Here is a 24,418-nt window from a genome sequence, read left to right on the forward strand (position 1 = left end):
ATGGGCGCGCCCGGTGCCAGGGCACCGGGCAAGGGCGGGCTCATCCCTGCATGTGGTGCAGACGATCCAGCGCGCCCTGCAGGATATAGGCCGCCGCCACATGATCGATCACCTCGGCGCGGCGGCGGCGCGAGGTATCCGCTTCCAGAAGCGCGCGTTCGGCGGCAACAGTCGAAAGCCGTTCGTCCCAGAAGGTGATGGGCAGGTCACTCAGCCGGGCCAGATTGCGCGCAAAGGCGCGGGTCGACTGGCAGCGCGGACCTTCGGAGCCGTCCATATTGCGCGGCAGTCCCAGCACCAGGCCGCAGATCTCGCGTTGGGTTGCGATCGCCAGCAGCGCCTGCGCGTCCTGGCCGAATTTCCGGCGCCGGATCGTCTGCAGAGGCGAGGCGACGGCCCGCATCCGGTCCGAGGCGGCAACCCCGATGGTCTTCTCGCCCAGGTCCAGCCCCAGCAGTGCCCCGTCACGGGGCAGCAGCGCGGCGAATTCGGCAACATCATCCTGCACGGGCATGGGAGCCTCCGTTTCCTGGCACTGCAGATACGCTGCTCCTGCTTCCATGGGCAAGCACCAATGCCCGGATCATTCCCCTGCCATCACGGCCAGTGCCCACCGCTGCCGCCCCTGCGCAAGCAGGGGCGGCAGCTCATGGACTTGCGCGCATCGCGCGCGCCGCTGGATGACAGCCGGCCTTGGGTCAGGGTGTCGGGGGGGTGGGCGCACGCAGGATGCCGGCCTGTTCGGCGGCGGCGCGGATTTCAGCCAGGGCCTCGGGGGTTGCACCAAAAATCACTTGGGCCTCTTCCCATATGGTCGTCGCGCGTTCGGTGTCGCCGATGACGCCCAGCGCCGCGATGAGGCGGGCCCAATCCTCGGGCGGGCCGCCTTCGGCGGCCATGCGGTTCATCAGCCGCGCCACCATGCCTTCGACCATCTCCTGGCGCTCGTCTTCGGACAGCTCGGCAGCGGCCTCGATCTGTTCGCGGGTGGGACCGGGTTCGGCGGCGACCGTTCGGACCGCCGGGCGCGGCGGCAGGGTATAGCGCACCCCCGCAATCTCGGCCAGTTCCGGCAGCGAGGCGCGCAGCTCATCCATCCAGGGCGCGTCGCCCGGGCTCATGTCATGCAGCCGCCGCCAGATCGCAAAGGTCCGGTCCTGCCGCCCGGTCTGCGCAAACAGCAATCCGGTGTAATACAGTGCCACACCGTGCTGCGGGTCGCGCCGCAGCACCTGTTCCAGCACGGCCTCGGCCTCGGGCGAGACGGCGCCACCGGCTGCCAGGATCAGATACTCCGCCAGCACGGCGTGGTCATCGGCATCGGCCTCTTCGCCGCGGATCTCGATCACCCGTGCCTGCGCGGCTGCGGCCTGGGGAAAATTGCCCAGCAGGGCTTCGTTATGGGCCAGCAGCAGATGACCCTGAAGGTCCAGCGGGCGGTCGGCAAGGGCGGCGCGGAGCTGCGTGACCAGGGCCTCATGCTCGTTGCGTTCGGCGTCATCTTCGGGGGGCGGTGGGCGGCGTTCGGCCATGCGCGCTTCGAGCGTGGCCTGATCGGGGCGGTTGCGGTGCAACTCGGCCGCCTGGGCCAGCCGCTCGGCCAGGGGCAGGTCGCCGTAACCCGGCGCACCCACCCACCAATAGGTCGCTGCCGAAACCGGCAGCAACGTCAGCACCACCACCAGTGCCACCATGCGCATGGCCCCCGGTGCCGGGCCGCGCCCCAGGTCCCGGTCGCGTGCGCGGTCAACATCAAGCAAGCGGCGTGACACTTCGGTGCGCAGGCGCGCGGCTTCGTCCTTGCCGATCACGCCGCGCGCCTGGTCGCGCTCGATCTCGTCCAGCTGGTCACGATAGACGCGCATTTCCCGCTCATGTGTGGCCTCTGCATCTTCGGCCCGGGCGCGCAGCAGGGCCAGCACCATCAGCAACAGGACCAGCGCCGACAGAATCCCCACGGTTATCCAGAACGCCAGAATGCTCATCGTCACCCTTTCCCTTCGGTCTGCACGTGTCCTAGCGCGCATGTGCTGCGGGCAAAAGGGGGCGGTGCGCGTCTGCGGTCAAAACTGTGCCAGTTGCTGCGGGACATCGCGTCGCAGTCCGGCGAGGCGTGGTGTCGTTTTTTGCCCCATAGTGCCGCTTGCGGTCGGCGCTGGACGCGCGCCCCGGTCCAGAAGGCGGGCAGGGCGCGCGTCAGGCGCGCGGTACCGCATGCAGTCATGCCGAGGGGACGGAATGAAACGCTATTCGGCCTTTGCCATCTTCCGCGAGGCGCTTCGCCAGCATCAGGGCTGGACCGAGGCCTGGCCCAGCCCTGAACCGCGCGACCGCTATGACGTGGTGATCGTGGGCGCGGGCGGGCATGGCCTCGCCACCGCCTATTACCTGGGCAAGAACCACGGCATCACCAATGTCGCGGTGATCGACAAGGGCTGGCTGGGGGGCGGCAATACCGGGCGCAACACCACCATCATCCGCTCGAACTATCTGCAGGACCCCTCGGCGGCGATCTATGAAAAATCGCGCAGCCTTTATGAGACCCTGTCGCAGGACCTGAACTACAACATCATGTTCAGTCCGCGCGGGGTGATGATGCTGGCCCAGACCGAACATGAAAAGCGCGGCTACCTGCGCACCGAGCGCGCCAATGCGCTGCAAGGCGTGGATACGCGCTTCATCGGCCCGGCCGAGGTGAAGAAGCTGGTGCCGATCATCAATCTGGACGGGCCGCGCTACCCGGTGCTGGGGGCGCTGTGGCAGGCACGGGCCGGGACCGCGCGCCATGATGCGGTGGCCTGGGGCTATGCGCGGGCGTGTTCGGCCATGGGCATGCATGTGATCGAGCAATGCGCGGTGACGGGTGTGGAATCCGCCGGCGGGCAGGTCACGGCCGTCAACACCACCCGCGGCACCATCGGCTGCGGCAAGCTGGGGATTGTTGTCGCCGGGCATTCGGGCAAACTGGCGGATATGGCGGGCTTCCGGCTGCCGGTGGAATCGGTGGCGCTTCAGGCGCTGGTGTCCGAACCCATCAAGCCCTGCATAGATGTGGTGGTCATGGCCAACACGGTGCATGGCTACATGAGCCAGTCCGACAAGGGCGAGATGGTCATCGGCGGTGGCGCGGACGGGTATAACAACTACACCCAGCGCGGCAGTTGGCATCATATCGAGGAAACGGTCCGCGCGCTGTGCGAGACATTCCCCATGATCAGCCGCCTGAAGATGCTGCGCCAGTGGGGCGGGATCGTGGACATGACCGGCGACCGCTCGCCCATCATTTCGAAAACCCCGCTGGAGGGGTGTTTCATCAACTGCGGCTGGGGCACCGGCGGGTTCAAGGCGATCCCCGGATCCGGCTGGGCCATGGCGGAGCTGATGGCGAAGGGCAACGCGCCGCTGGCCGATGCGTTTTCCATGTATCGCTTCCGCGAAGGGCGGTTCATCGACGAATCCGTGGCGGCGGGGGTGGCGCATTGAGGTCTGATGTCGCCCTTGCCGGGGGGGATCGCGGGCGGCCGATGTCGGACAGCGCCCGGCCCGCGCCCCACCCGCCCACCCGCGCGCGCCGGGCGCTGCGGCGCCTTTGCCTGCGCGTCGCTCTGGCTGGGCTGCCGCAGGGCGGGGCGGCCATGGTATTTGCGTGCAATTCGGCATATGCGGGCGTGACTCGGTCTTTTGGGCGCCTATCTGCATCCGGGCCTGTTTCAACGGAGTTCGCATGCGATACTATTTCCTCTTCCGCGCTGTCACCCGCCATCCGCGTCGCTTTGCAGCCTTTGCCGCGGGTATGGCCCTGCCGCTTCTGGGCGCGGCCCTGGTCCTGGCCGTTCTCTCGGGTGGCCTTTCGGACACCCGTGCCAGCCCGCCCCCTGCCTTTGTGGTGGAAACCTTCGACTGACCGCGCAGCCTGGCTGACGGCGCGCGGTTCGGCCCCCAACCGGAGCGCGCCATGCTGCTGCTGACCTGTCCCCATTGCGGCGTCACCGCCGAGGAAACCGAATTCGCCCCGGGCGGCGAGGCGCATCTGAAGCGCTTCGGCCCCGGTTCGGACGATGATGCGTTCGAAGCCTACATGTTCAACCGCAAGAACCCGATGGGCGTGCATTTCGAGCGCTGGCGCCATGCCTATGGCTGCGGCAAGTGGTTTATCGCCGCGCGCTGCACGGTCACGCTGGAGGTGTTCGGCACCTATCCGGCGCAGACGACCGAGCCGCCGGCCGGCATTGTCGAGACGATAAAAGCGAAGCGCCCGGAGTGGGAGGGCTACAAATGAGCCGGCGTCTGGCCTCGGGCGGGCGGTTGATCGACCGCGCGCGCCCGCTGAAATTCACCTTCAACGACCAGCACATGTCCGGTTTTGCGGGCGATACGCTGGCCTCGGCCATGTTGGGGCGGGGTCAGGTGCTGGCGGGGCGGTCCTTCAAGTATCACCGCCCGCGCGGGGTCGTTGCCTCGGGCGCCGAGGAACCCAATGCCCTGGTAGGGCTGGGCAAGGGGGAGCGGTTCGAACCCAACCAGCGCACCACCACGACCGAGCTGTTCGACGGGCTGTCCGCGACCAGCCAGAACCACTGGCCCAGTCTGGAGTTCGACCTGCTGGCCGCAAACAACCTGGTGCCGCAGTTCCTGACCGCCGGGTTCTATTACAAGACCTTCCTGCGCCCGCGCGCATTCTGGAAGCATGTCTATGAGCCTATCATCCGCCGTTCGGCCGGTCTGGGCCGCGCACCCGATGCGGAAAGCCGCGATCCGGACCGCTATGAGCTGGTTTATGGTTTTGCCGATGTGCTGGTGATTGGCGGCGGCGTGGCCGGGTTGCAGGCGGCGCTGGCGGCCGGGCGGGCCGGGGCGCGGGTCATGCTGTGGGAGCAGACCGCCCATTGGGGTGGGCGCGCGCCGGTGGACGGGGTGGAGATCGACGGTCAGCCTGCGGATAGCTGGATCAAGAGCGCCGTGGAAGCCCTTGAAGGCATGGAGAATGTCAGCCTGCGCCTGCGCTGCATGGGGGCCGGGGTCCATGACCACGGCTATGTTCTGGGCAATGAGCGGGTGGCGGATCATCTGCCCGGCGCCTCAGGGCCGCGGCAGCGGCTGTGGCGGGTGCGCGCGGACCGGGTGATCACGGCCACCGGCGCGATCGAGCGGCCCCTGTCCTTTGCGGGCAATGACCTGCCGGGCGTCATGCTGGCCAGCGCGGTGCGGGACTATGTGGTGAACTGGGCGGTCAGCCCCGGCCGCACCGTGGTCGTCACCAACAATGACGATGCCTATCGCACCGCAATTGCGCTGAAAGAGGCGGGCGAGGATGTGCCCGTGATCGCCGATGCCCGCGACGAGGCCACCGGCGCGCTGCCGCAGAAGGCGCGCGATCTGGGCATCCGGATCATGACCGGAACCGGCGTGCAGAAGGTCAAGGGCGGCAAGACCGTCACCGGCGTGGCGCTTTGCCGGATCGACAGCGACGGGTCCACCCATACCGAGGTGCTGGACTGTGACGCAGTCGCCATGTCCGGCGGCTGGTCGCCGGTGGTGCATCTGTGGTCGCATTGCGGGGGCAAGCTGATCTGGGATGACGCGCAGGCGTTTTTCCGGCCCGATCCCGACCGCCCGCCGCTGGGCCATGACGGGGCGGGCTTCGTGGCCTGTGCCGGGGCAGCCAGCGGTGCCCTGGGCGCGGGCGACGGGCTGGCCGATGCCCATGCCGCAGGCGCTGCGGCGGCGCGCGATACGGGCGCCACGGGGGATGCGGGGCACCCCGCCCGGGCCGAGGCGCCCGAGGAAGCACCCCTGCGCCAGGTCTGGATCATGCCCGCCCGCGCCGGTTATGCGCTGCGGATGAAGATGTGGCTGGACTTCCAGAATGACGTGAAGGTCTCGGACGTGCAACTGGCCGCGCGCGAGGGGTATCACTCGGTCGAGCATACCAAGCGCTACACCACGCTTGGCATGGCAACCGATCAGGGTAAGCTAAGCAATATCAACGGCCTGGCGGTTCTTTCTGATGCACTTGATCAACCGATCCCGGCCACCGGAACCACCACCTTCCGCCCGCCCTACACCCCCATCACCCTCGGCGCGATCAGCGGCGAGGCAAAGGGCGATCTGTTCCAGCCCCTGCGCCGCACGCCGATGCATGACTGGCACGCGGCCAATGGTGTGCACTGGGAGCCCGTGGGCCAGTGGCGGCGGCCCTTCGCCTATCTCCGCGCCGGGGAGGATGTGCATCAGTCGGTCAACCGCGAGGTGCTGAACGCGCGCAGCAATATCGGGTTGCTGGATGCTTCGACGCTTGGCAAGATCCTCGTCTCCGGGCCGGATGCGGGGCGCTTCCTGGACATGCTCTATACCAACATGATGAGCACGCTGCGCCCCGGCAAATGCCGTTACGGGCTGATGTGCAACGAAAACGGCTTCCTGATGGATGACGGGGTGGTGGCGCGGCTGGACGAACAGTCCTTCCTGGTCCACACCACCAGTGGCGGCGCGGATCACATCCACGGCTGGATGGAGGACTGGCTGCAATGCGAATGGTGGGACTGGAAGGTCCACACCGTCAACCTGACCGAACAATTCGCGCAGATCGCCGTGGTGGGACCGAAGGCGCGCGCGCTGCTGGAACGATTGGGCGGCATGGACCTCAGCCGCGAGGCGCTGCCCTTCATGGGCTGGGCCGAGGGCACGTTGGGCGGGGTCCGGGCGCGGGTGTTTCGCATCAGCTTCTCGGGCGAGTTGTCGTTCGAGGTGGCGGTGCCTGCTGCGCAGGGCCGCGCCTTCTGGGACATGTTGCTGCATCAGGGTCGCGATCTGGGCGTCATGCCCTATGGCACCGAGGCGCTGCATATCCTGCGCGCTGAAAAGGGTTTCATCATGATCGGCGATGAAACCGACGGTACGGTGATCCCGCAGGACCTGAACCTGAACTGGGCGATCAGCAAGAAGAAGGATGACTTCCTGGGCAAGCGCGGGATGGAGCGCGTGGCCATGACCGACCCTGACCGCTGGAAGCTGGTGGGGCTGGAAACGCTGGATGGCTCGGTCCTGCCGCACGGGGCGCTGGCGGTGGTTGAAGGTGTGAACGCGAACGGGCAGGCGCAGACCGAAGGGCGGGTCACCTCCAGCTATTACTCGGCCACGCTGGGGCGCGGGATCGCCATGGCGCTGGTGCGGCGCGGGCCGGACCGGATGGGTGAGGTGCTGCGCTTCGCAGGCGCCCATGACGCGCGGATCGAGGCCCGGATCGTGGACCCGGTGCTGCATGACAAGGACGGGGAGAAGCTTCATGGCTGAGGCGGCAAGCGTGCTGGACGGGGCGCGGTACACGGGGTTTGTCACCGTGGCGGATGCAGGGCTGCGCGGCATGATCACCCTGCGGGGGGATCTGGCCTCGGATGCGGTGGCGGGGGCGGTGAAGGACGCGGTCGGGCTGGGGGTGCCGGGGCAGCGCCGGGTGCACGCCCATGGCGACCGCGCCGTGGCCTGGATGTCGCCGGATGAGTTGCTGGTAATGGTGCCCTATGCCGATGCCAGTGAAGTGGCGGGAAAGCTGGCGCAGGCGCTGGCGGGGGCATTTGCCACGGTGGCCAATGTCTCGGACGCGCGCGCGGTGTTCACGCTCAGCGGGGCGGCGGCGGATGATGCTTTGTGCAAGCTCTGTCCAGTGGATTTTGCGCAACTGGGCGCGGGCGAGATCCGGCGCACTCGGGCGGCGCAGGTGGCGGTTGCGCTGTGGCGTTCGGGGGAGGGCGAAGTGACGCTGGTCTGTTTCCGGTCCGTGGCGGAATATGTGTTTGGCCTGTTGCGCAACGCGGCGGCACCGGGGGGCGAATTGCGCTGAAGCAGCGCCAGGGATCAGCCCGGGGAAACTCAGCGCCCGGGCCGCGCCCCACCCACCCACCCGCGCGCCCCGGGCGCTGAGGGCTCCCCGGTGGCAAGCGCCGGGTCATTATTCGGGCGGGAAGGGGGATTGCTTCGGCGCGGACGGGGTGCCAATACCGGGGCACAACCGATCCGAGAGGCCTTTGCATGTCCCTATCTGCCCCGATGAACCCTGCGCTTGTCGCCAGTTTTGCCCCTCCGGTCATGGAGGCGCGGGGATGGCTGGAGGGGGTGGCCTTCGCGCCTGATCGTCCGCTTCTGAACCTGAGCCAGGCCGCGCCGGTGGACCCGCCGCCGGCACCGCTGCGCGCGGCCATGGCGGAAGCCATGGAGGATGCGCAGACGCATCTTTACGGGCCGGTGCTGGGGATGCCGGAATTGCGCGAGGCGCTGGCGGCGCGGACTGCCGCAATCTATGGAGGGGCGGTTTCGGTGGGGCAGGTGGCGATCACCTCGGGCTGTAACCAGGCGTTTTGTGCCGCGATTGCCACTCTGGCGGGGGCGGGCGATGCGGTCATGGTGCCGGTGCCCTGGTATTTCAATCACAAGATGTGGCTGGACATGAACGGGATCGAAACGGTGCCGCTGCCCTGTGGCGCGGACCTGTTGCCGGACCCTGCGACGGCCGCGTCGCGGATCACGCCGCGCACCCGGGCGATCGTGCTGGTCAGCCCCAACAACCCGGCCGGGGTGGAATACCCGCCCGCGCTGCTGGAGGCGTTTCGCGATCTGGCGCGGGCGCGGGGGATTGCGCTGATCCTGGATGAGACATACCGCGATTTTCACGCCCTGGAGGGGGCGCCGCATGGGCTTTTTGCGGATCCTGACTGGGACGATGTGCTGATCCATCTGTATTCCTTTTCCAAGGCGTATCGGCTGACCGGGCACAGGGTGGGCGCGATGCTGGCCAGCCCGGCGCGGCTGGAACAGGCCGAGAAATTTCTGGATTCGGTGGCCATCTGTCCGACCGGGCTGGGCCAGCGGGCGGCGCTTTGGGGGATCCATCATCTGGACGGTTGGCTGGCCGGTGAGCGGGACGAGATCCTTGCACGGCGGGCCGCGCTGCAGGCGGGGTTCCAGCGGTTGCCGGGCTGGGCGGTGGAGTCCTGCGGGGCGTATTTTGCCTGGGTGCGTCATCCGTTCGATCTGGCTTCGGATGCGCTGGCGCGGCGCCTGGTGCGCGAGGCCGCGCTGTTGCTGTTGCCGGGGACCATGTTCATGCCGAGCCCGGCTGACGGGGCGGCGCATCTGCGGATTGCCTTTGCCAATGCCGATGCGGCGGGGATCGATGTGCTGGTGGAGCGTCTGGCGGCGCTGAAGCTGTGAACCGGGATCCGGCGGCCCGCATGTGATCTGTTTCCAAGCGGTGCGCGCGTTCCGCGCGCAAGACATGAGCAGGCCCTGCCGCGTTGCGGCAGAGCCTGCGGTGGGCGCCGCGTTCCGATCTGAGTGCCTGTGGTCTGCGGGTGTGATCAGCGCCAGACGGCGAGCGATTCCAGCAATTCGACAAAGCGGCGCGCCAGGAACAGTGCGCCGCCCCAGCCCATGAGGGCGTCAACCGCCAGCAGGCTGGCCAGCGTCAGCGCAAACCCGATGGCGACGGCGTTGGTCATTGCTTCCCCCCGGACACTCCCGGGCGCCGCCGGGCGGTCAGTGAATCAGCCGCCCCATGGCCGCGGCCACATCGGCCATGCGGCAGGAGAAGCCCCATTCATTATCATACCACGCCAGCACGCGCACCGTACGCCCGCCCACGACCCGGGTCTGATCCGGGGCGAAGATGGAGGAATGCGTGGTGTGATTGAAGTCGATCGAGACCTTGGGTTCCGGGTCATAGGCCAGCACCGCGCCCATGCGTCCGGCGGCGGCTTCCTGCACGATGGCGTTCACCTCTGCCACCGTGACCGATTTCGCGGCCTGGAAGGTCAGGTCCACAGCGCTGACATTGGGGGTGGGCACGCGCAATGCGGTTCCGTCCAGCTTGCCGGTGAGTTCGGGCAGCACCTCGCCCAGGGCCTTGGCGGCGCCGGTGGAGGTGGGGATCATCGCCATGGCGGCGGCGCGGGCGCGGTAGAGATCCTTGTGCCGGCGGTCCAGGGTGGGCTGGTCACCGGTGTAGCTGTGGATGGTGGTCATGATGCCCGATTCGATGCCGATGGCGTCATTGAGCACCTTTGCCAGCGGCGCCAGGCAGTTGGTGGTGCAGGAGCCGTTGGAGACAACGCGGTGTTCGGGCAGCAGCGCGCGGTGGTTCACGCCATAGACGATGGTCTTGTCGGCATTGGTGGCAGGCGCAGAGACCAGCACCCGCTGGGCGCCGCGGGTGAGGTGGACGGCGGCCTTGTCCCGGCTGTTGAACTGGCCGGTGCATTCAAGCACCACATCGATGCCGTCCCAGTCCAGCTCGGTCGGATCATAGGTGGACATGACCTTGATCGGGCCGCGGCCGAGGTCGATGCTGTCGCCCTGGACGCGGACGGTGCCGGGGAAGCGGCCATGGACGGAGTCATATTTCAGCAGATGGGCATTGGTTTCGATGGGGCCGGTGGCGTTGATGCGCACCACCTCGACATCGTTGCGCGCACTTTCGGCGATATGGGCCAGGGTACACCGCCCGATACGCCCGAATCCGTTGATGCCGATGGTTACGGTCATGTCCAAGCCCTCTTTCGTCTCATTCCACCTGAGAGTCGGTATACTGGCGGAGACGTGCAGAAAAAAGATCGAAATGTGTTTTTTGTGAAGACGTTAGCGCAAACCTGTGATGGCAGCGCTAACGCGAGGCGCGAACCTGGCGCCGGGGCGGTTCCGCGCCCTTTCCTGGGCGCGGTCGCGCTTGCAGGCTCAGTCTTCGCCGTGCAGTTCGGCAAAACGCTCGTTCAGGAGGGCGTTGAGTTCGGGGTCCGCGGCGGCGGCATCGCCGATGGCGATGTATTCGTCCACGGTGATCCCGGGTGTTTCTTCCACGGCTTCGAGGATGGCGGTATTGGCCGCTTCGATGATCTGGTTCTGCTCGTCCTCGCTCTCGGCGTCTTGCAGCGTTGCAAGATAGGCGTCGCGGACCTCGGCCACGGCCATGGCCGCGTCGATGAAGGCATCGAGTTTCTGTTCCTGCTCGATCATCTCGGCGCCCGAGGCTTCGGCCTGCGCGGCGGCGGGCAGGGCGCCGAGGCTTCCCATTGCCATGCCGAGGGCGACAGCTGCCGGTGCGAGGGTGCTTTTGAAGGCCATGATATCTCCTGTTCATCGGTTTGGTGGAGCGGATCATCCCGCCACAGACCTTCACCTATGGCGCATCCGGGGTCCGCGCAAACGCGTTGGCGGAAAAATGCCCATGTGCCAGATGCGCGGGCCTGCGGCGCGGCGCCAAAACTTCGCACAGGTGGCCGGTGCGGGCTGGACAGCCGGGCGCTTGCGGGGCAGTCTGTGCGCAAAATTTCAGGAGCCGCCCATGACGCCGACCGAAAGCAGACCGTTCCACATGACCCTGATGTCGCTGGCCGCCCTTCTGTGGTATGTGGCGCTTGCGCTGGATTACCTGGCGGCGCGCTATGACCGGGTGGCTGAACTGCCTGCCATGCCCGAAGGGATGGGTCTTGGCTATGAGGTCATGCCGCTCTGGGCGGCAGTGGCGACCGGTGCGGCGGTCTGGCTGGGGCTGTTCGCGGCAATCCTGCTACTGCTGCGGGACCGCATGGCCGTGCTGAGCTTTGCCTTCACCTTCATCGCGGCCATCGTGGCGGTGGTCTGGGTGGTGCAGTTTTCTGCCGAAGGGCCGCGTGAATGGCTGGGTATGACGCCGATGCAGATGGTTGGGGCGCAGGTTCTGGTGCCTTTTGTGTTGTGGGTCTATGCGCGCAGTCTGAAGCAGCGCGGCGTTTTCGGCTGACGCGCCGCTTTCGCCAAACCGTGACCAGTATCGCGCCGGGGACGGGTTGCGTTCCTGACCCTGGCGGCGGACACAGGCCCGGCGCGTCCGCGATCGTGGCGGGCGCGTCTTGACCGTTCTTCAGGTTCCAGGGAGCCCCGCATGACCATTCGCGCCGATCTTGCCGATGCCATTGGAAACACGCCGCTGATCCGCCTGACAGGCCCCAGCGCGGCCACGGGCTGCGAAATTCTGGGCAAGGCCGAGTTTCTGAACCCGGGCCAATCGGTCAAGGACCGTGCCGCGCTGTGGATCATCCGCGATGCGGTGGCGCGCGGGGCGCTGAAGCCCGGCGGCACGATTGTCGAGGGCACCGCCGGGAACACCGGGATCGGGCTGGCGCTGGTCGGCGCGTCAATGGGGTTTCGCACGGTGATCGTGATCCCTGAGACGCAGAGCCAGGAAAAGAAGGACATGTTGCGGCTGGCGGGGGCCGAACTGGTCGAGGTGCCGGCGAAGCCCTACCGCGACATCAACAACTACATCCGTTATTCCGGCCGCCTGGCCGAGGCGCTGGCCGCCTCCGAGCCCAACGGCGCCATCTGGGCCAACCAGTTCGACAATGTGGCCAACCGCCAGGCCCATGTCGAAAGCACCGGCCCCGAGATATGGGCGCAGACCGGCGGCAAGGTGGACGGGTTCATCTGTGCCGTGGGGTCGGGCGGAACGCTGGCGGGTGTAGCGCAGGCGCTGCAGCCGAAGGGGGTCAGGATCGGGCTCGCGGACCCGGACGGGGCCGCGCTCTACAGTTTCTATACCACCGGTGAATTCAAGGCCAAGGGCTCCAGCATCACCGAAGGGATCGGGCAGGGGCGGGTGACCGCGAACCTTGAAGGGTTCACCCCCGATTTCTGCGCCCGCATCCCGGATGCCGAGGCATTGCCGGTGTGCTTTGACCTGCTGGCGCGTGAAGGGCTGTGCCTGGGGGGCTCGTCGGGGATCAATGTGGCGGGTGCGATCCGCATGGCGCAGGACATGGGGCCGGGGCATACGATCGTCACCATCCTGTGCGACTATGGCACGCGCTATCAGTCCAAGCTGTTCAACCCGGCCTTTCTGCGCGAAAAGGGGCTGCCGGTCCCGGAGTGGATGGACCGCCCCGCGCCCGATCTGCCGGATGTAATGGAAGCCTGAGCCCGGAGGCTGAGCGACCATATGCGACCCGTGCCAAGCTATTTTCGCGCAGGCCTTGCCCTGCTGGGGCTTGTGGCCGTGCTGGCGCTGCCCGGCCATGCGCAGGCCCAGGACATCGACGCGCGCGAGGCCCAGCAGGCCAGTGAAGCTGCCACCGGTCCCGATATGGTGCTTTGGGAGTCGCTGGCCACGCTGGCCGAAGCTGCGCTGGCGGATTCAGCCACCGACTCGGCCATCCTCCTGGACCTGCGCGCGCAGCTTGTGGAAAAACGTGCCGCCTTTCTGGCGGTTCAGGATGCCAGCCGCGAACGGGTCGCAGCACTACGCCGCCAGATCGAGGCCCTTGGCCCCCCGCCCGAGGAAGGCGAGACCGACCCCCCCGAGATCGCCGAGCGCCGCACGGCGCTGAACGAACAGCTGTCCCGCGTTGCCGCGCCGGGGATCACCGCGGATGAGGCCTTTCGCCGCGCCGACGGGCTGATCCGCACCATCGACCGGGTGCTGCGCGAACGCGATGCCGATGCGCTGATGACGCTCTGGCCCAGCCCGGTGAACCCGGCGAACTGGCTGGCGGGGGTGGATGCGGTGTTTTCCTCGGGCTTCACGGTCTATGGGGAGGCACTGGGCAACTGGCGCGACCCTGCGGTGCGGGTCGAGTTCCGCTCGAACCTGCCGGTGATGATCGGTGCGATCATGCTGGCGCTCTTGCTGCTGATGCGGGGCAGGCGCTTTGCCGAACAGGTGACGCAACGGCTGCAGGAGGGGGCGCAAAGCCGGCGCGGCCAGCAGGCGATGGCGCTGTTGACATCCCTTTCGCAGATCATCGTGCCACTGGCAGGGGTGTTCCTGCTGGTGCTGGCGCTGGAGGTCACGGGGCTTCTGGGCGAGACGGGATCCGCCACGGTATCGGCCTTTGTCGTGGCGGGGATGTACTATCTGACGGCGCGCTGGCTGGGTGGGCAGATCTTCACCCGCGCCGAACTGGCCTATTCGCCCCTGCGCCTGCCGCGCGAACGCCGCCGCGAGGGGCGGTTCATGGCCTCGCTGACCGGGCTGTTCCTGGGGCTGTATGCGCTGGCCAATGCCTTTATCGAACCCGATGTGCAGACCGACGCGGCAAACGCCGTGATCTCCTTTCCGTTGCTGGTGCTGGCCGGGGTGGTGCTGTTCCGCATCGGTCAACTGTTGTTGCTGCATGCGCGCCAGAGCGTGCAGCAGGCCGCCGAGGCCGAGGAGCCCGCACAGGCGAGCTTCTTTGACCGGCTGGTGGGCGTGCTGGGGCGCATCGCCATGGTGCTGGGCATCGGCGCGCCGGTGCTGGCCGGGATCGGCTATGTCCAGGCGGCCGAGGCGCTGCTGTTTCCGGCAATCGAATCGCTGGGCCTGATGGGGCTTCTGGTGCTGTTGCAGCGCCTGGTGGGCGATATCTATGCCGCCATCACAGGCGGCGGCGAAGAAGCGACCGAGGCATTGATCCCGGCGCTGATCGGCTTTGGCCTGGCGCTGCTGTCGCTGCCGGTGTTCCTGCTGATCTGGGGGGTGCGCACGTCCGAACTGCTGGAGATATGGCAGGTGGTGCGCGAGGGCTTCGTGATCGGCGAGACGCGGATTTCACCCACCAACCTGCTGAGTTTCCTGATCATCTTTGCCATCGGCTATACGGTCACGCGGATTATCCAGGGGGCGCTTGGGTCCACGGTGCTGCCAAAGACCTCGCTGGACCGGGGCGGGCAGAAGGCGGTGGTGTCCGGCACGGGCTATGTGGGGATATTCCTGGCGGCCGTGATCGCCTTTTCCACCGCCGGGATCGACCTGTCGGCGCTGGCGCTGGTGGCGGGGGCGCTGTCGGTTGGGATCGGCTTTGGCCTGCAGAATGTGGTGTCGAACTTCATTTCCGGCATCATTCTGCTGGTCGAACGCCCTATTGCCGAAGGCGACTGGATCGAGGTGGGCGGTACCATGGGGATCGTGCGGTCGATCTCGGTGCGCTCGACCGTGATCGAGACCTTCGACCGGACCGATGTGATCGTGCCCAATGCGGACCTGATCTCGGGGACGGTGACCAACTGGACGCATCACAACAACACGGGGCGGCTGATCGTCAAGGTGGGGGTGGCCTATACCTCGGACACACGCGAGGTGGAGCGCATCCTGCGCGAGGTGGCCGAGGCGCAGCCGATTGTCGCGCTCAACCCGCCGCCGTCGGTGGTGTTTCTGGATTTTGGCGCGGATGCGCTGGAGTTCGAGGTGCGTTGCATCCTGCGCGATGTGAATTTCATCATGAAGGTGCGTTCGGACATGAACCACGAGATCGCCCGCCGCTTCCGCGAGGCGGGGATTGAAATTCCCTTTGCGCAGCGCGATATCTGGCTGCGCAACCCTGAAGCCCTGCGCGGCGAGGCGCCCGCCACCCCCGCGCCCGCCAACCCCGCGCCTGTGGCCAGCACCGCCCCGCGCCGACCGGTGCAGCCGGACGACCCGCTGTCCGATGCCGCGCGCCCGGATCTGGATGACTTGTCCGCTGGCCCCGCAGATGGAGGAGATACAGATCGATGACCGACCTGCCCGCAACCCGGCTGTTGTTCCGCGAAGACGCCTATGCGCAGCAGGCGCCCGCGCGCGTTCTGGCGCATCTTGATGGGGCGTTGGTGCTTGAGGCGAGCCTGTTCTATCCGGCGGGGGGCGGGCAGCCGGGCGATACCGGGCGGCTGGTCTGGCCCGGCGGCGCGTTGACCATCACCGATACGCGCAAGGGGCCTGAGGGGGCCGTGCTGCTGGTGCCGGGCGCGGGGCAGGCCCTGCCACCGGTGGGCACTGAGGGCACGCAGCATCTGGACTGGGCGCGGCGCTACGCCATGATGCGGGTGCATACGGCGCTGCATCTGCTGTCGGTGGTGATCCCGCTGCCGGTGACCGGCGGGCAGATCGGCCCCGAGAAGGGACGGCTGGACTTCGACATGCCCGAGGCCCCGCCGGAGCGTGCGGCGCTGGAAGAGGCGTTGCAGGCGCTGGTGGCGCGCGATCTGCCGGTGTCCGAGGACTGGATCACCGATGCGGAACTGGCGGCGAATCCCGCGCTGGTCAAGACCATGTCGGTGGCGCCGCCCATGGGGCAGGGGCGGGTGCGGCTGGTGCGGATCGGGGCGGGGGCGGATCAGGTTGATCTGCAGCCGTGTGGCGGGACGCATGTGGCACGCACGGGCGAGATCGGCGGCCTGCGGATCGGCAAGATCGAAAAGAAGGGCCGCCAGAACCGCCGCGTGGCACTGCATCTGGAGGGCTGACGCTTCGGTTGCCTGCCGCCCCACGGGGCCAGGCTCGGCCAGCGCTGGCGCGCCGCACCGGCCCGGTGCGCGTCCTGGCCAGTCCTCAGCCCTCGCCGTAGCCTTCGACGATGACCAGGTCGGCGGTGGACACCGGATCGCGCAGCGCCTTGGCCGCCTGGTATTCTGGGCTGTCGTAGCAGGCGCGGGCGGTGGCCAGATCGGCGAATTCGATCACCACGTTGCGGGCCCGGGTGGCGCCTTCGCGGCTGTCCTGTGTGCCGCCCCGGACCAGGAAGCGCCCGCCGAAACGCGCGAATGCGGCAGCGTTGGCGCTGCGATAGGCCTCATAGGCGGTGGGGTCGGTGATATCGACATGGGCGACCCAATAGGCTTTGGGCATGGAAACTCCGGCGGGTTTGTGTTGATGGGTGGTCAGAAAAGCCGCAAACTTGCGCAGGATCAAGGCAGAGATGGCAAAACCTTGCCAGTTTTGCGCCCTTGTCATCAACCTGGGGTTCAGTTCAGGACCCAAGGTTCCCATATGGTGACAAACGCGACCCTAACCTGGAGAGGATTTGCCATGGCCCCCGGTTTTGACCCGCTTTCGATCTGGACACGCAATACGGTGGTCTGGGTGCGCTACATTCAGGCGCAGCAGGAGTTCTGGTTGCGGATGATGGGCGTTGCGGCGCAGGGAATTCCGCATCAGAGCAGTGCCGAACTGGCCGCCGAGGCCGAAGCGATGTGTTCGGAGGAGGCGAAGAAGCGCAAGCCGAAGGTGCGCCCGACGGCCAGCCGGACCAGCGGTGCCGAAAAGCGGCTTGCAAGCGCGACCTGACCGACGCGGGAACGGGCGTGTTCCGGAGCCTGCAGCCTTGCCAGTTGGATGGCGGGGCGGTCATCGGTGTGTCAGGGCTTTGCGCCTCTGCGACTTGACCACGCCGCGCGGGTGGTATCAGCCGGCGCCGGGGCTTTCGCAGATCTCTCCCAGCGCTTCGTCGATCGCGCTGGTGATCTGGTCGATCTGATCGGCGCTAACCATCAGCGCGGGGCTGAGGCAGAGCGTATTGTTCAGCCCCGGAATGGAGCGGTTGGTCATGCCGATCTGAACGCCGCGCTTCATCACCGCGCCTAGGACGGCGGCGACCTGCGCCTCGGGTAGCGGCGCGCGCGTGGCGCGGTCGGCCACCAGTTCGGCGCCGCAAAACAGCCCCTTGCCGCGCACATCGCCGATGACCGGGTGCCGCGCCTGCAGCGCGCGCAGATTGTCCATCAACCGCGCGCCCATGGCGGTGCAATTGTCCAGCAACCCTTCATCCTCGATGATGCGCATGTTTTCCAGCGCGGCCGCGGGGCCGGCGGTGCAGCCGCCAAAGGTGGAGATGTCACGGAAATAGGAGAGCGGATCGCCGGGGTCATCCTTGAACATGTCGAACACGGCTTCGGTTGTCACGGTGCAGGAAATCGCCGCATAGCCCGAGGCGACCCCCTTGGCCATGGTCACGATATCGGGCTGGATGCCGAAGTGCTGATAGCCGAACCAGGTGCCGGTGCGCCCGACGCCGCAGACAACCTCGTCGATGATCAGCAGAAGTCCGTATTTCCGGCAGATCTCCTGCACGCGGGGCCAGTAGCCTTCGGGCGGAGTGATGACGCCGCCGCCAGCGGTCACGGGTTCCAGGATGATGGCGCCGACCGTATCCGGGCCTTCACGCAGGATCACCTCTTCGATGGCATCGGCCGCGCGCAGGCCGTAATCCGCGACCTCGCCCCATTGGCTGCGATATTCCAGGCAATGGGGCACGGGGATGAAGCCCGGGGGGAAGGGGCCATACATGGCGCGGCGTTCCTCTTGCCCGCCCGAGGCAAGGGTGGCGATGGTGGTGCCGTGGTAATCACGCTCTCGATACAGGATCTTCCATTTGCGCCCGCCGTGCTGGCGATGGGCGATCTGGCGGACGATCTTGTAGGCTTTCTCATTCGCCTCGGACCCGGAGTTGGAATAATAGACGCGGGACATGCCGGGCATCTTTTCGATCAGCCGTTCGGCGAATTGCGCGCCGGGGATGGACCCTGCGGCACCGGCAAAGAAATTCATCCGCACCAGCTGGTCGCGCACCGCATCGGCGATGGTTTCGCGCCCGTAGCCGACATTCACGGTCCAGACCCCGCCGGACACAGCGTCCAGCGTCTCGCGCCCGGTGGCGTCCCAGACGCGCAACCCGCGGCCTTCGACGATCACGCGGGGGTCGGTTGTCTCATAGGTTTTGTGCTGGCTGAGGTGATGCCAGACATGGGCGCGGTCAGCGGCGATCACATGGCTCAGGTCGTTGTGGCGCGGCGCGTCATCCATGGCGGGCTCCTGTCAGCGGGTCAGAGCAAAGCCTGCCTGCATCGCGGGCTTGCAGATAGGGCCAGTCCGGCGCTATCCATGTGGCCAGATCATGCCCGCTGCCTGTCATGGGGGATCGCCTGATGGCCATTGCACCCAGCTGTTTCGCGCTGGACCCTGACACCCCGGGAACCCTTCAGCAGCGCATCCGCCAGATGGTGGCCGAGGCGATCCTTGCAGGGCGGCTGCAGCCGGGGGAGCGGATGCCCTCCAGCCGCGGGTTGGCCAGTTATCTGGGGGTCAGCCGGATCACTGTCACCCTGGCCTATGGTGACCTGGTGGCCGATGACTTCCTGCAGGCGCGGGGGCGGTCGGGGTATTTCGTATCTGCTCAGGCAGTTCCGCCGCCGGTGCGCGCCGCCCCCCGGGTTCAGGATGGTGCGGGGGTGGACTGGGCGCGCGCCCTGGGGCCACGGGCCGAGGCCCCGCTGGGCAGCGCCAAGCCCGCCGACTGGCGCAGCTATCGCTTCCCCTTCATCTATGGCCAGGCGGACCCGGCGCTCTTCGATCATCAAAGCTGGCGCGCCTGCACCCTGCGCGCCCTGGGCCAGCGCGATTTCCCGGCCATGAGCGATGACAGTTTCGAAGCCGATGACCCTCGGCTGGTGGAATATATCGCGCGCCACAGCCTGCCCCGGCGCGGCATCCTGGCCCGCCCGGAGGAGGTTCTGGTCACGCTCGGCGCGCAGAACGCCCTGTGGCTGGCCGCGCAATTGCTGCTGAACCAGCGGCGCGTGGCGGGGATCGAGGACCCGGGCTATCCCGGCCTGCGCGCGATCCTGGGACAGACGCGCTGCCGGGTGCAGCCGCTGGCCGTGGGGCCGCAGGGGCTGGAACCGGACCGGTTGCCGCGCGGGCTGGATGTGCTGTTCTGCACCCCCAGCCACCATTGCCCCACCGGAGCCACCATGCCGCTGAACACCCGCCGCGCCTTGCTGCGCCGGGCCGAAGCCGAGGGCCTTCTGGTGGTTGAGGACGATTACGAATTCGAACTGGCGACGGGTGGGGCCGCGCTGCCCGCGCTCAAGGCGCTGGACCGCAGCGACCGGGTGATCCATGTCGGCAGCTTTTCCAAGTCGCTGTTTCCGGGGTTGCGGCTGGGCTATCTGGTGGGGGCCGCGCCCTTCATCCGCGAGGCCCGCGCGCTGCGCGCCTCGGTGCTGCGCCACCCGCCGGGGCTGATCCAGCGGGCGGCGGCCTATTTTCTGTCACTGGGCCACCATGACGCCATGCTGCGCCGTCTGGGCGCCGCGTTTCACCAGCGCCGCCAGATCACCCTTGACGCCGTCGCGCGTGAGGGGCTCCACCTTGCAGGCAGCACAAGAGCGCCCGGTGGCTCCAGCTTGTGGATGCGCGCGCCCGATGGCCTGGACACGGCGGCGCTGGCGGCGCGCCTGCGCGGGCAGGGCGTGCTGATCGAACCGGGGGCGCCCTTCTTTCACGGGCCGCAGGCGCCGACGGGGTTCTACCGGATCGCCTACAGCTCGATTCCGGCCGACCGTATCCCCGAAGGCATCGCCCGGATCGCCCGGGCCATGGAAGCGCCACATGGCTGAGCCGCGGTGTATGCCGGTCCCGGCGCGCCCTTTCTGCCTGAAGGCTCACGCGCCCGCATGGTTTTCCCAATCCCGTGCGCTCCCGCCCCCTTCGGCACTGCGGGTTCCCCGCAACGCCTCAGGCGTTGGGCCGGGCCGCGTGCGCCATGCGCACGCGGCCCGGCCCAACGGGAGGGGTGCATCCTGATGCATCCCCGACGGGCGGGAGGATCCCCGTATCCGTAGCGCCAGGCGTAAGGGTCCATGTGCCCGCCTGCGCGCTGCCCCGCGACCCCGCGTCGCGCGTCCTTCGCGCACGCTTTCCCGCTGCGCTCGGTCACCGGGCATGCTATGGAAATCGCATGTCACTCTGGACCCGCATATCGCGCGCGCTTTCGGCGCTGCGGCAGGGCGAAAGCCTCAGCGCCGTCTTCGACCGGTTGCGCACCCCGCCCGAACGCACGGTTGCCTTTGCCATCGCCGTGATCGCCCTTGGCGCCAAGATGGCCAAGGCGGACGGCCAGGTCAGTCGCACCGAGGTCGCCGCGTTTCGCGAGGTCTTCACCATCCCCCCCGAGGAAGAGCGCGCCGCCGCGCGGGTCTTCAATCTGGCCCGTCAGGACGTTGCCGGTTTTGACGCCTATGCCCGCCGGATCGCCCGGATGTTCCCGCCCGGGGACCCGGTGCTGGTCGATCTGGTCGAAGGCCTGTTCCATATCGCCATGGCCGATGGTCAGCTTCACCCGGACGAAGATGCCTTCCTGGCCGAGGTTGCCGCCATCTTCGGCCTGAGCCCGCGCTGCCTGCGCTGTCTGCGCGCGCGATTCGTCGGCGATGTCCCCCATGACCCCTATGCGGTGCTTGACGTCGCTCCCGATGCGCCCCTCGATGAGATCCGCCGCGTCTACCGCCAGCAGGTGCGCGACACGCATCCGGATCGCATGGCCGCGCGGGGCGTGCCCGCCGAAGCCATCCGCCTGGCCGAGCGCCGCCTGCAGGATGTCAACCGCGCCTGGGAGGAAATCCGCGAAGGCCGCGCTGCATGACCGTGTCCGATGCTGCGCGTCCGCTGCGGCTGGCCACCTATAACGTGGCATGGTTCAATGCCCTGTTCGATGACCAGGATCGCATGCACCGCGATGACGGCCCCGGCGGGCGCCATGGCATCACCCGGATGCAGCAGCTTGACGCGCTTGGCGCGGTCTTCGCCCGTCTGGACGCCGATGCCATCATGGTGATCGAAGCCCCGGACGAAGGGCCGGGCCGCTCCTGCACCGCCGCGCTCGAAGGTTTTGCCGCCGGTTTCGGTCTGCGCGCGCGCCGTACCCTGGTGGGATTTGCCAGCGAAAGCCAGCAGGAAATCGCCGTGATGTTCGACCCCGACCAGCTGCAGCTGATCCATGATCCGGCCCCGGGCACCCCTGACGCGCCGCGGTTTGACGCCACCCACAGCTATGCCGACCCCGTGACCGGCCTGCGCGAGAAGGTCCGCTTTGCCCGCCCGCCGCTGGAGCTTCTGTGCCAGACTGCCAGCGGGGCTGCGTTCCACATGATGGGCGTGCATACCAAGTCGAAGGCGCCTTCGGGTGCGCGCAGCCCTTCCGATATTCGCCGCCTTGGACTGGAAAACCGGCGCAAGCAATATGGCCAATGCCTGTGGCTGCGCGCCCGCATCACCGATTTTCTGACCAAGGCCGAGCCGCTGATCGTTCTTGGTGACTTCAATGACGGCCCCGAAGTCGATGAATTCGAAGAATTCTTCCCCCGTTCCGGGGTGGAGATCGTGCTTGGCTGGGACCTGCCCGCCGATCTGCAGCTTTATGACCGCCACGCCCGCATGGGGCTGAGCAAACACCTGGCCGCGGCGCCGGTTTCGGCGCGGTTCCGGCTGCCGGACGGGCATTATGTCTCGGCCCTGCTCGATTACATCATGGTCTCGCCCGACCTGCGCGCCCGTGAGCCCCTGTGGCGTATCTGGAACCCGTTCGACGATCCCGGGTGCTATGGCGATCCGGCGCTCTGTCAGGCGCTGCTGACCGCGTCGGATCATTTTCCGGTGACCCTTGATCTGGACCTGTAGCGGGATGAGGCCCGGGCCGGTAGACTGGCGCCATGAAACCTTTGGCCCCCATCCTGCTTGCCGTGCTGCTGTCCCAGCCTGTTCCGGCGCGCGCCGATGCGCCCGGGCTGGAGCAACGCCTTGAAGAGCTGCGCGATGAGGCCGGATCCCTGCTGCGTGAATTCTTCGAAGGGATCGAGCCGCAGCTGGACGCCCTTGGCCCGCGCCTGCGGGAACTGGCCGAGAAGCTGGGCGGCATGGCCGCCTATCACCCGCCCGAGGTGCTTCCCAACGGAGACATCATCCTGCGCCGTCGCCAGCCGCTCGAAGATCCGTTGCCCGAGGGCCCGGCGCCCGATGATGACAGCCCCGATGCCGAGCATGACCCGCTGACCGATCCGCTGGAGCTTTGAGCCTGCTTTTGCAGACCGCAGCCAGCCGCGCCGCTTTATGCGAAACGCCGGAAGATGCCCCGGGACGCGTGACCTTGTGCATCCGTCAGCGCCCGGCGCGCGGGGGGGCGGCGTGCTCAAGCCTGTGCGTCAGGCTGCACCATCGCTCTGCGGCGGGCCACGCGCACCTTGGTTTCGGCTTTCAGCAATCTTGCCAGGGCCGCGAAGCGGGCTTCGGCGACTTCGGTGAACAGGTCGCTTGTGTCCGGGTTCAGGACCAGCTCCAGCACCTTCTTCTTCGGAAACAGCCGCAACTCGCCGCCGTTTTCCGGCCCGTCCATGGAGAACATGGCACCAAACCGCAGCGCCCGGCCCAGAATCTGCGCCGCGCGCCGCTCATCCTCTTCCAGCAGCTCGGATACCCGCTGCATCCGGGGGGTCATCCCGTTTGTCTTGTAGCGATACATGAGCGCCAGGCTCAGGAACACGCGTTCATCATGGTTCAGGCCACCCAGGTTGGCGCGGGTGGCGGTATCGAAACAGGCGTCCGCGCGGTAATCGGGGTGCGTGCGCCAGTTCACGTCATGCAGCAGGCAGGCGGCCTTGATGATCCGCAGCCGCCGCTCGGGCGCTGAACGCCACAGGGGCAGCAGGAAATCATAGAGCTTGCGCCCGAAGCCGGGCAAACGGGCGTTCTGATGCTCGGCAAAGCGGCAGGCCTCGATCAGCGGATCACGGCGGCGCAACTCCTCGGGCATCTGGTCGTACAGGATCCCCTCGCGAATACCGTAGCCTGAAATATGGATGCGTTTGGGCCGGAACACATGCAGCAGCTGGCGCAGCACCTGAACCGCCAGGGGCACCAGCGCCATACGCTCCACCGACATGCCGGTCTGGGCGCGCAGGCGTTCGGGGTCATGCTCCTTCAGCCAGTCCATCGTGCGGCGCACCGATTTGGGCGTCATTTCGTATTCGTGCAGCACCAGCAGCGGATAGTTGCGCCGATGCATGTCCAGCCGCGCCAGCGCCCGCCAGGAGCCGCCCACCAGGTAAAGCGCGTCATGGTGGTCGCCGATTTCGCCGCACAGATCACGCAGCACCTGGTTGATATGCCTGCGCAGCCCCTTCTTGCCGCCCTCTACCTGTTGCAGGCGGAACGGGCCCAATGGCGAGGTCACGCACCGATGCACCTCGCCGTCGCCGATTTCCGCCAGCTCCATCGAAGACCCGCCGATGTCGCAGACCAGCCCGGCGGCACCGGGCCAACCTGTCAACACGCCCTGTGCCGACAGCCGTGCCTCCTCGGCGCCATTGATGACCAGCATCTCCAGACCGGTGGCCTGCGCGACCTCGGCGGCAAATTCGGGGCCGTCCTCGGCCTCGCGGATGGCGGCTGTGGCAACGATCGTCAAGTTGCTCAGGTTCATGCCGCGTGCCAGCAGGGCAAAGCGTTTCATCGTGGCCAGCGCCCGCGCGCGACCTTCGGGGTTCAGCCTGCCGGTTGCGGTCAGGCCCCGGCCCAACCCGCACAGCACCTTTTCGTTGAAGAAATAGGCCGGGCTGCGGGCAGCGCCGTCGAATATCACCATCCGGACCGAGTTCGACCCCACGTCGATAACGCCCACATGCCGGAGCGCCCGCGCTGATGGATCATTGAACAGTGGACGGCCAAAGAAGCCGCGTTGCGAATCGTCGGGCGTGCCGCCGTCCATCAGTCGCATCCTGTATCTGTCAACTTTGTCAGGCATACTAGTGCCCGGCGATGGCGCCGGTCAATCGCCAAGGCCGGAGTTGACAGCGCGCATTGCGCGACGAAGGATCGCAGCCCAGC

23 protein-coding genes are annotated in these 24,418 nt (G+C 67.4%); 15 read left to right on the plus strand and 8 right to left on the minus strand.

What is annotated here, in order from left to right; genetic code table 11:
- Nucleotides 1-40 precede the first annotated feature (40 nt).
- Entirely contained in the window at nt 41-514 is a 474-nt protein-coding gene (ruvX, locus tag HUK65_RS03680; protein WP_179904779.1) for a Holliday junction resolvase RuvX, read from the minus strand.
- A 184-nt stretch (nt 515-698) separates the two neighbouring features.
- Nucleotides 699-1,985, minus strand: coding sequence for a c-type cytochrome biogenesis protein CcmI (gene ccmI / locus HUK65_RS03685; protein ID WP_179904780.1), 1,287 nt, complete (start codon nt 1,983-1,985; stop codon nt 699-701).
- Between the two features lie 253 nt (nt 1,986-2,238).
- On the opposite strand from ccmI, the gene HUK65_RS03690 reads away from it, so the two are divergent.
- The 6 genes from HUK65_RS03690 to HUK65_RS03715 all read left to right on the plus strand — a co-directional run bounded on the left by HUK65_RS03690 (nt 2,239) and on the right by HUK65_RS03715 (nt 9,207).
- Nucleotides 2,239-3,483, plus strand: a complete 1,245-nt coding sequence (locus tag HUK65_RS03690) for a sarcosine oxidase subunit beta family protein (protein ID WP_179904781.1) — start codon at nt 2,239-2,241, stop codon at nt 3,481-3,483.
- A gap of 241 nt (nt 3,484-3,724) precedes the next feature.
- Nucleotides 3,725-3,904 (plus strand): hypothetical protein, encoded by a 180-nt coding sequence (locus HUK65_RS03695; RefSeq protein WP_179904782.1) that lies wholly within the window; start codon nt 3,725-3,727, stop codon nt 3,902-3,904.
- Nucleotides 3,905-3,955: 51 nt separating this feature from the next.
- On the plus strand, nt 3,956-4,279 hold the full coding sequence (locus tag HUK65_RS03700; RefSeq protein WP_179904783.1) for a sarcosine oxidase subunit delta: 324 nt from the start codon (nt 3,956-3,958) through the stop codon (nt 4,277-4,279).
- Nucleotides 4,276-7,293, plus strand: a complete 3,018-nt coding sequence (locus tag HUK65_RS03705) for a sarcosine oxidase subunit alpha family protein (protein ID WP_179904784.1) — start codon at nt 4,276-4,278, stop codon at nt 7,291-7,293. The genes HUK65_RS03700 and HUK65_RS03705 overlap by 4 nt, the downstream gene beginning before the upstream one ends.
- The gene (locus HUK65_RS03710; protein WP_179904785.1) at nt 7,286-7,840 is read left to right on the plus strand and encodes a sarcosine oxidase subunit gamma; all 555 of its coding nucleotides are present in this window, start codon (nt 7,286-7,288) and stop codon (nt 7,838-7,840) included. The genes HUK65_RS03705 and HUK65_RS03710 overlap by 8 nt, the downstream gene beginning before the upstream one ends.
- A 206-nt stretch (nt 7,841-8,046) precedes the next feature.
- Complete coding sequence (locus HUK65_RS03715; RefSeq protein ID WP_235441743.1) at nt 8,047-9,207, plus strand: aminotransferase; 1,161 nt, start codon at nt 8,047-8,049, stop codon at nt 9,205-9,207.
- A 146-nt stretch (nt 9,208-9,353) separates the two neighbouring features.
- Here the strand turns inward: HUK65_RS03715 and HUK65_RS03720 are convergent, their stop codons facing one another.
- The 3 genes from HUK65_RS03720 to HUK65_RS03730 all read right to left on the minus strand — a co-directional run bounded on the left by HUK65_RS03720 (nt 9,354) and on the right by HUK65_RS03730 (nt 11,112).
- The gene (locus HUK65_RS03720) at nt 9,354-9,494 is read right to left on the minus strand and encodes a hypothetical protein (protein ID WP_179904787.1); all 141 of its coding nucleotides are present in this window, start codon (nt 9,492-9,494) and stop codon (nt 9,354-9,356) included.
- 37 nt (nt 9,495-9,531) lie between these two features.
- Nucleotides 9,532-10,536: a type I glyceraldehyde-3-phosphate dehydrogenase gene (gene gap / locus HUK65_RS03725; protein WP_179904788.1), complete on the minus strand. Its 1,005-nt coding sequence runs from the start codon at nt 10,534-10,536 to the stop codon at nt 9,532-9,534.
- 189 nt (nt 10,537-10,725) lie between these two features.
- Nucleotides 10,726-11,112 carry a DUF4168 domain-containing protein gene (locus HUK65_RS03730; RefSeq protein ID WP_179904789.1) on the minus strand — a complete coding sequence of 129 codons (387 nt, stop codon included), beginning with the start codon at nt 11,110-11,112 and terminating at the stop codon, nt 10,726-10,728.
- Between the two features lie 220 nt (nt 11,113-11,332).
- Between HUK65_RS03730 and HUK65_RS03735 the strand changes: the two genes are divergently transcribed.
- From HUK65_RS03735 to HUK65_RS03750, 4 genes are all read left to right on the plus strand, one after another.
- Nucleotides 11,333-11,770, plus strand: coding sequence for a hypothetical protein (locus HUK65_RS03735; protein ID WP_179904790.1), 438 nt, complete (start codon nt 11,333-11,335; stop codon nt 11,768-11,770).
- A gap of 141 nt (nt 11,771-11,911) precedes the next feature.
- Nucleotides 11,912-12,943 (plus strand): cysteine synthase A, encoded by a 1,032-nt coding sequence (locus HUK65_RS03740; protein ID WP_179904791.1) that lies wholly within the window; start codon nt 11,912-11,914, stop codon nt 12,941-12,943.
- A gap of 30 nt (nt 12,944-12,973) precedes the next feature.
- Entirely contained in the window at nt 12,974-15,499 is a 2,526-nt protein-coding gene (locus HUK65_RS03745) for a DUF3772 domain-containing protein (protein WP_179904792.1), read from the plus strand.
- Nucleotides 15,496-16,227, plus strand: a complete 732-nt coding sequence (locus HUK65_RS03750; RefSeq protein ID WP_179904793.1) for an alanyl-tRNA editing protein — start codon at nt 15,496-15,498, stop codon at nt 16,225-16,227. Before HUK65_RS03745 ends, HUK65_RS03750 begins: the two co-directional genes overlap by 4 nt.
- An 85-nt stretch (nt 16,228-16,312) precedes the next feature.
- Here the strand turns inward: HUK65_RS03750 and HUK65_RS03755 are convergent, their stop codons facing one another.
- Nucleotides 16,313-16,609 carry a DUF1330 domain-containing protein gene (locus tag HUK65_RS03755; protein WP_179904794.1) on the minus strand — a complete coding sequence of 99 codons (297 nt, stop codon included), beginning with the start codon at nt 16,607-16,609 and terminating at the stop codon, nt 16,313-16,315.
- Between the two features lie 180 nt (nt 16,610-16,789).
- Here HUK65_RS03755 and HUK65_RS03760 point away from each other — a divergent pair, with 180 nt between their 5' ends.
- Nucleotides 16,790-17,047 carry a hypothetical protein gene (locus tag HUK65_RS03760; RefSeq protein WP_179904795.1) on the plus strand — a complete coding sequence of 86 codons (258 nt, stop codon included), beginning with the start codon at nt 16,790-16,792 and terminating at the stop codon, nt 17,045-17,047.
- Between the two features lie 117 nt (nt 17,048-17,164).
- Here the strand turns inward: HUK65_RS03760 and HUK65_RS03765 are convergent, their stop codons facing one another.
- Nucleotides 17,165-18,562 (minus strand): aminotransferase family protein, encoded by a 1,398-nt coding sequence (locus tag HUK65_RS03765; RefSeq protein ID WP_179904796.1) that lies wholly within the window; start codon nt 18,560-18,562, stop codon nt 17,165-17,167.
- 122 nt (nt 18,563-18,684) lie between these two features.
- On the opposite strand from HUK65_RS03765, the gene HUK65_RS03770 reads away from it, so the two are divergent.
- The 4 genes from HUK65_RS03770 to HUK65_RS03785 all read left to right on the plus strand — a co-directional run bounded on the left by HUK65_RS03770 (nt 18,685) and on the right by HUK65_RS03785 (nt 22,608).
- The gene (locus tag HUK65_RS03770; RefSeq protein WP_179904797.1) at nt 18,685-20,157 is read left to right on the plus strand and encodes an aminotransferase-like domain-containing protein; all 1,473 of its coding nucleotides are present in this window, start codon (nt 18,685-18,687) and stop codon (nt 20,155-20,157) included.
- A 341-nt stretch (nt 20,158-20,498) separates the two neighbouring features.
- Nucleotides 20,499-21,182 (plus strand): molecular chaperone DjiA, encoded by a 684-nt coding sequence (locus HUK65_RS03775; RefSeq protein ID WP_179904798.1) that lies wholly within the window; start codon nt 20,499-20,501, stop codon nt 21,180-21,182.
- Complete coding sequence (locus HUK65_RS03780) at nt 21,179-22,216, plus strand: endonuclease/exonuclease/phosphatase family protein (protein WP_179904799.1); 1,038 nt, start codon at nt 21,179-21,181, stop codon at nt 22,214-22,216. Before HUK65_RS03775 ends, HUK65_RS03780 begins: the two co-directional genes overlap by 4 nt.
- Before the next feature lie 32 nt (nt 22,217-22,248).
- Nucleotides 22,249-22,608, plus strand: a complete 360-nt coding sequence (locus HUK65_RS03785; protein WP_179904800.1) for a hypothetical protein — start codon at nt 22,249-22,251, stop codon at nt 22,606-22,608.
- A gap of 116 nt (nt 22,609-22,724) precedes the next feature.
- Here HUK65_RS03785 and HUK65_RS03790 read toward each other — a convergent pair whose 3' ends face one another.
- Nucleotides 22,725-24,308 carry a Ppx/GppA family phosphatase gene (locus HUK65_RS03790; RefSeq protein WP_407692410.1) on the minus strand — a complete coding sequence of 528 codons (1,584 nt, stop codon included), beginning with the start codon at nt 24,306-24,308 and terminating at the stop codon, nt 22,725-22,727.
- Nucleotides 24,309-24,418: the final 110 nt, after the last annotated feature.

This window comes from Rhabdonatronobacter sediminivivens, assembly GCF_013415485.1.
In the GTDB taxonomy this organism is placed as follows: domain Bacteria; phylum Pseudomonadota; class Alphaproteobacteria; order Rhodobacterales; family Rhodobacteraceae; genus Rhabdonatronobacter; species Rhabdonatronobacter sediminivivens.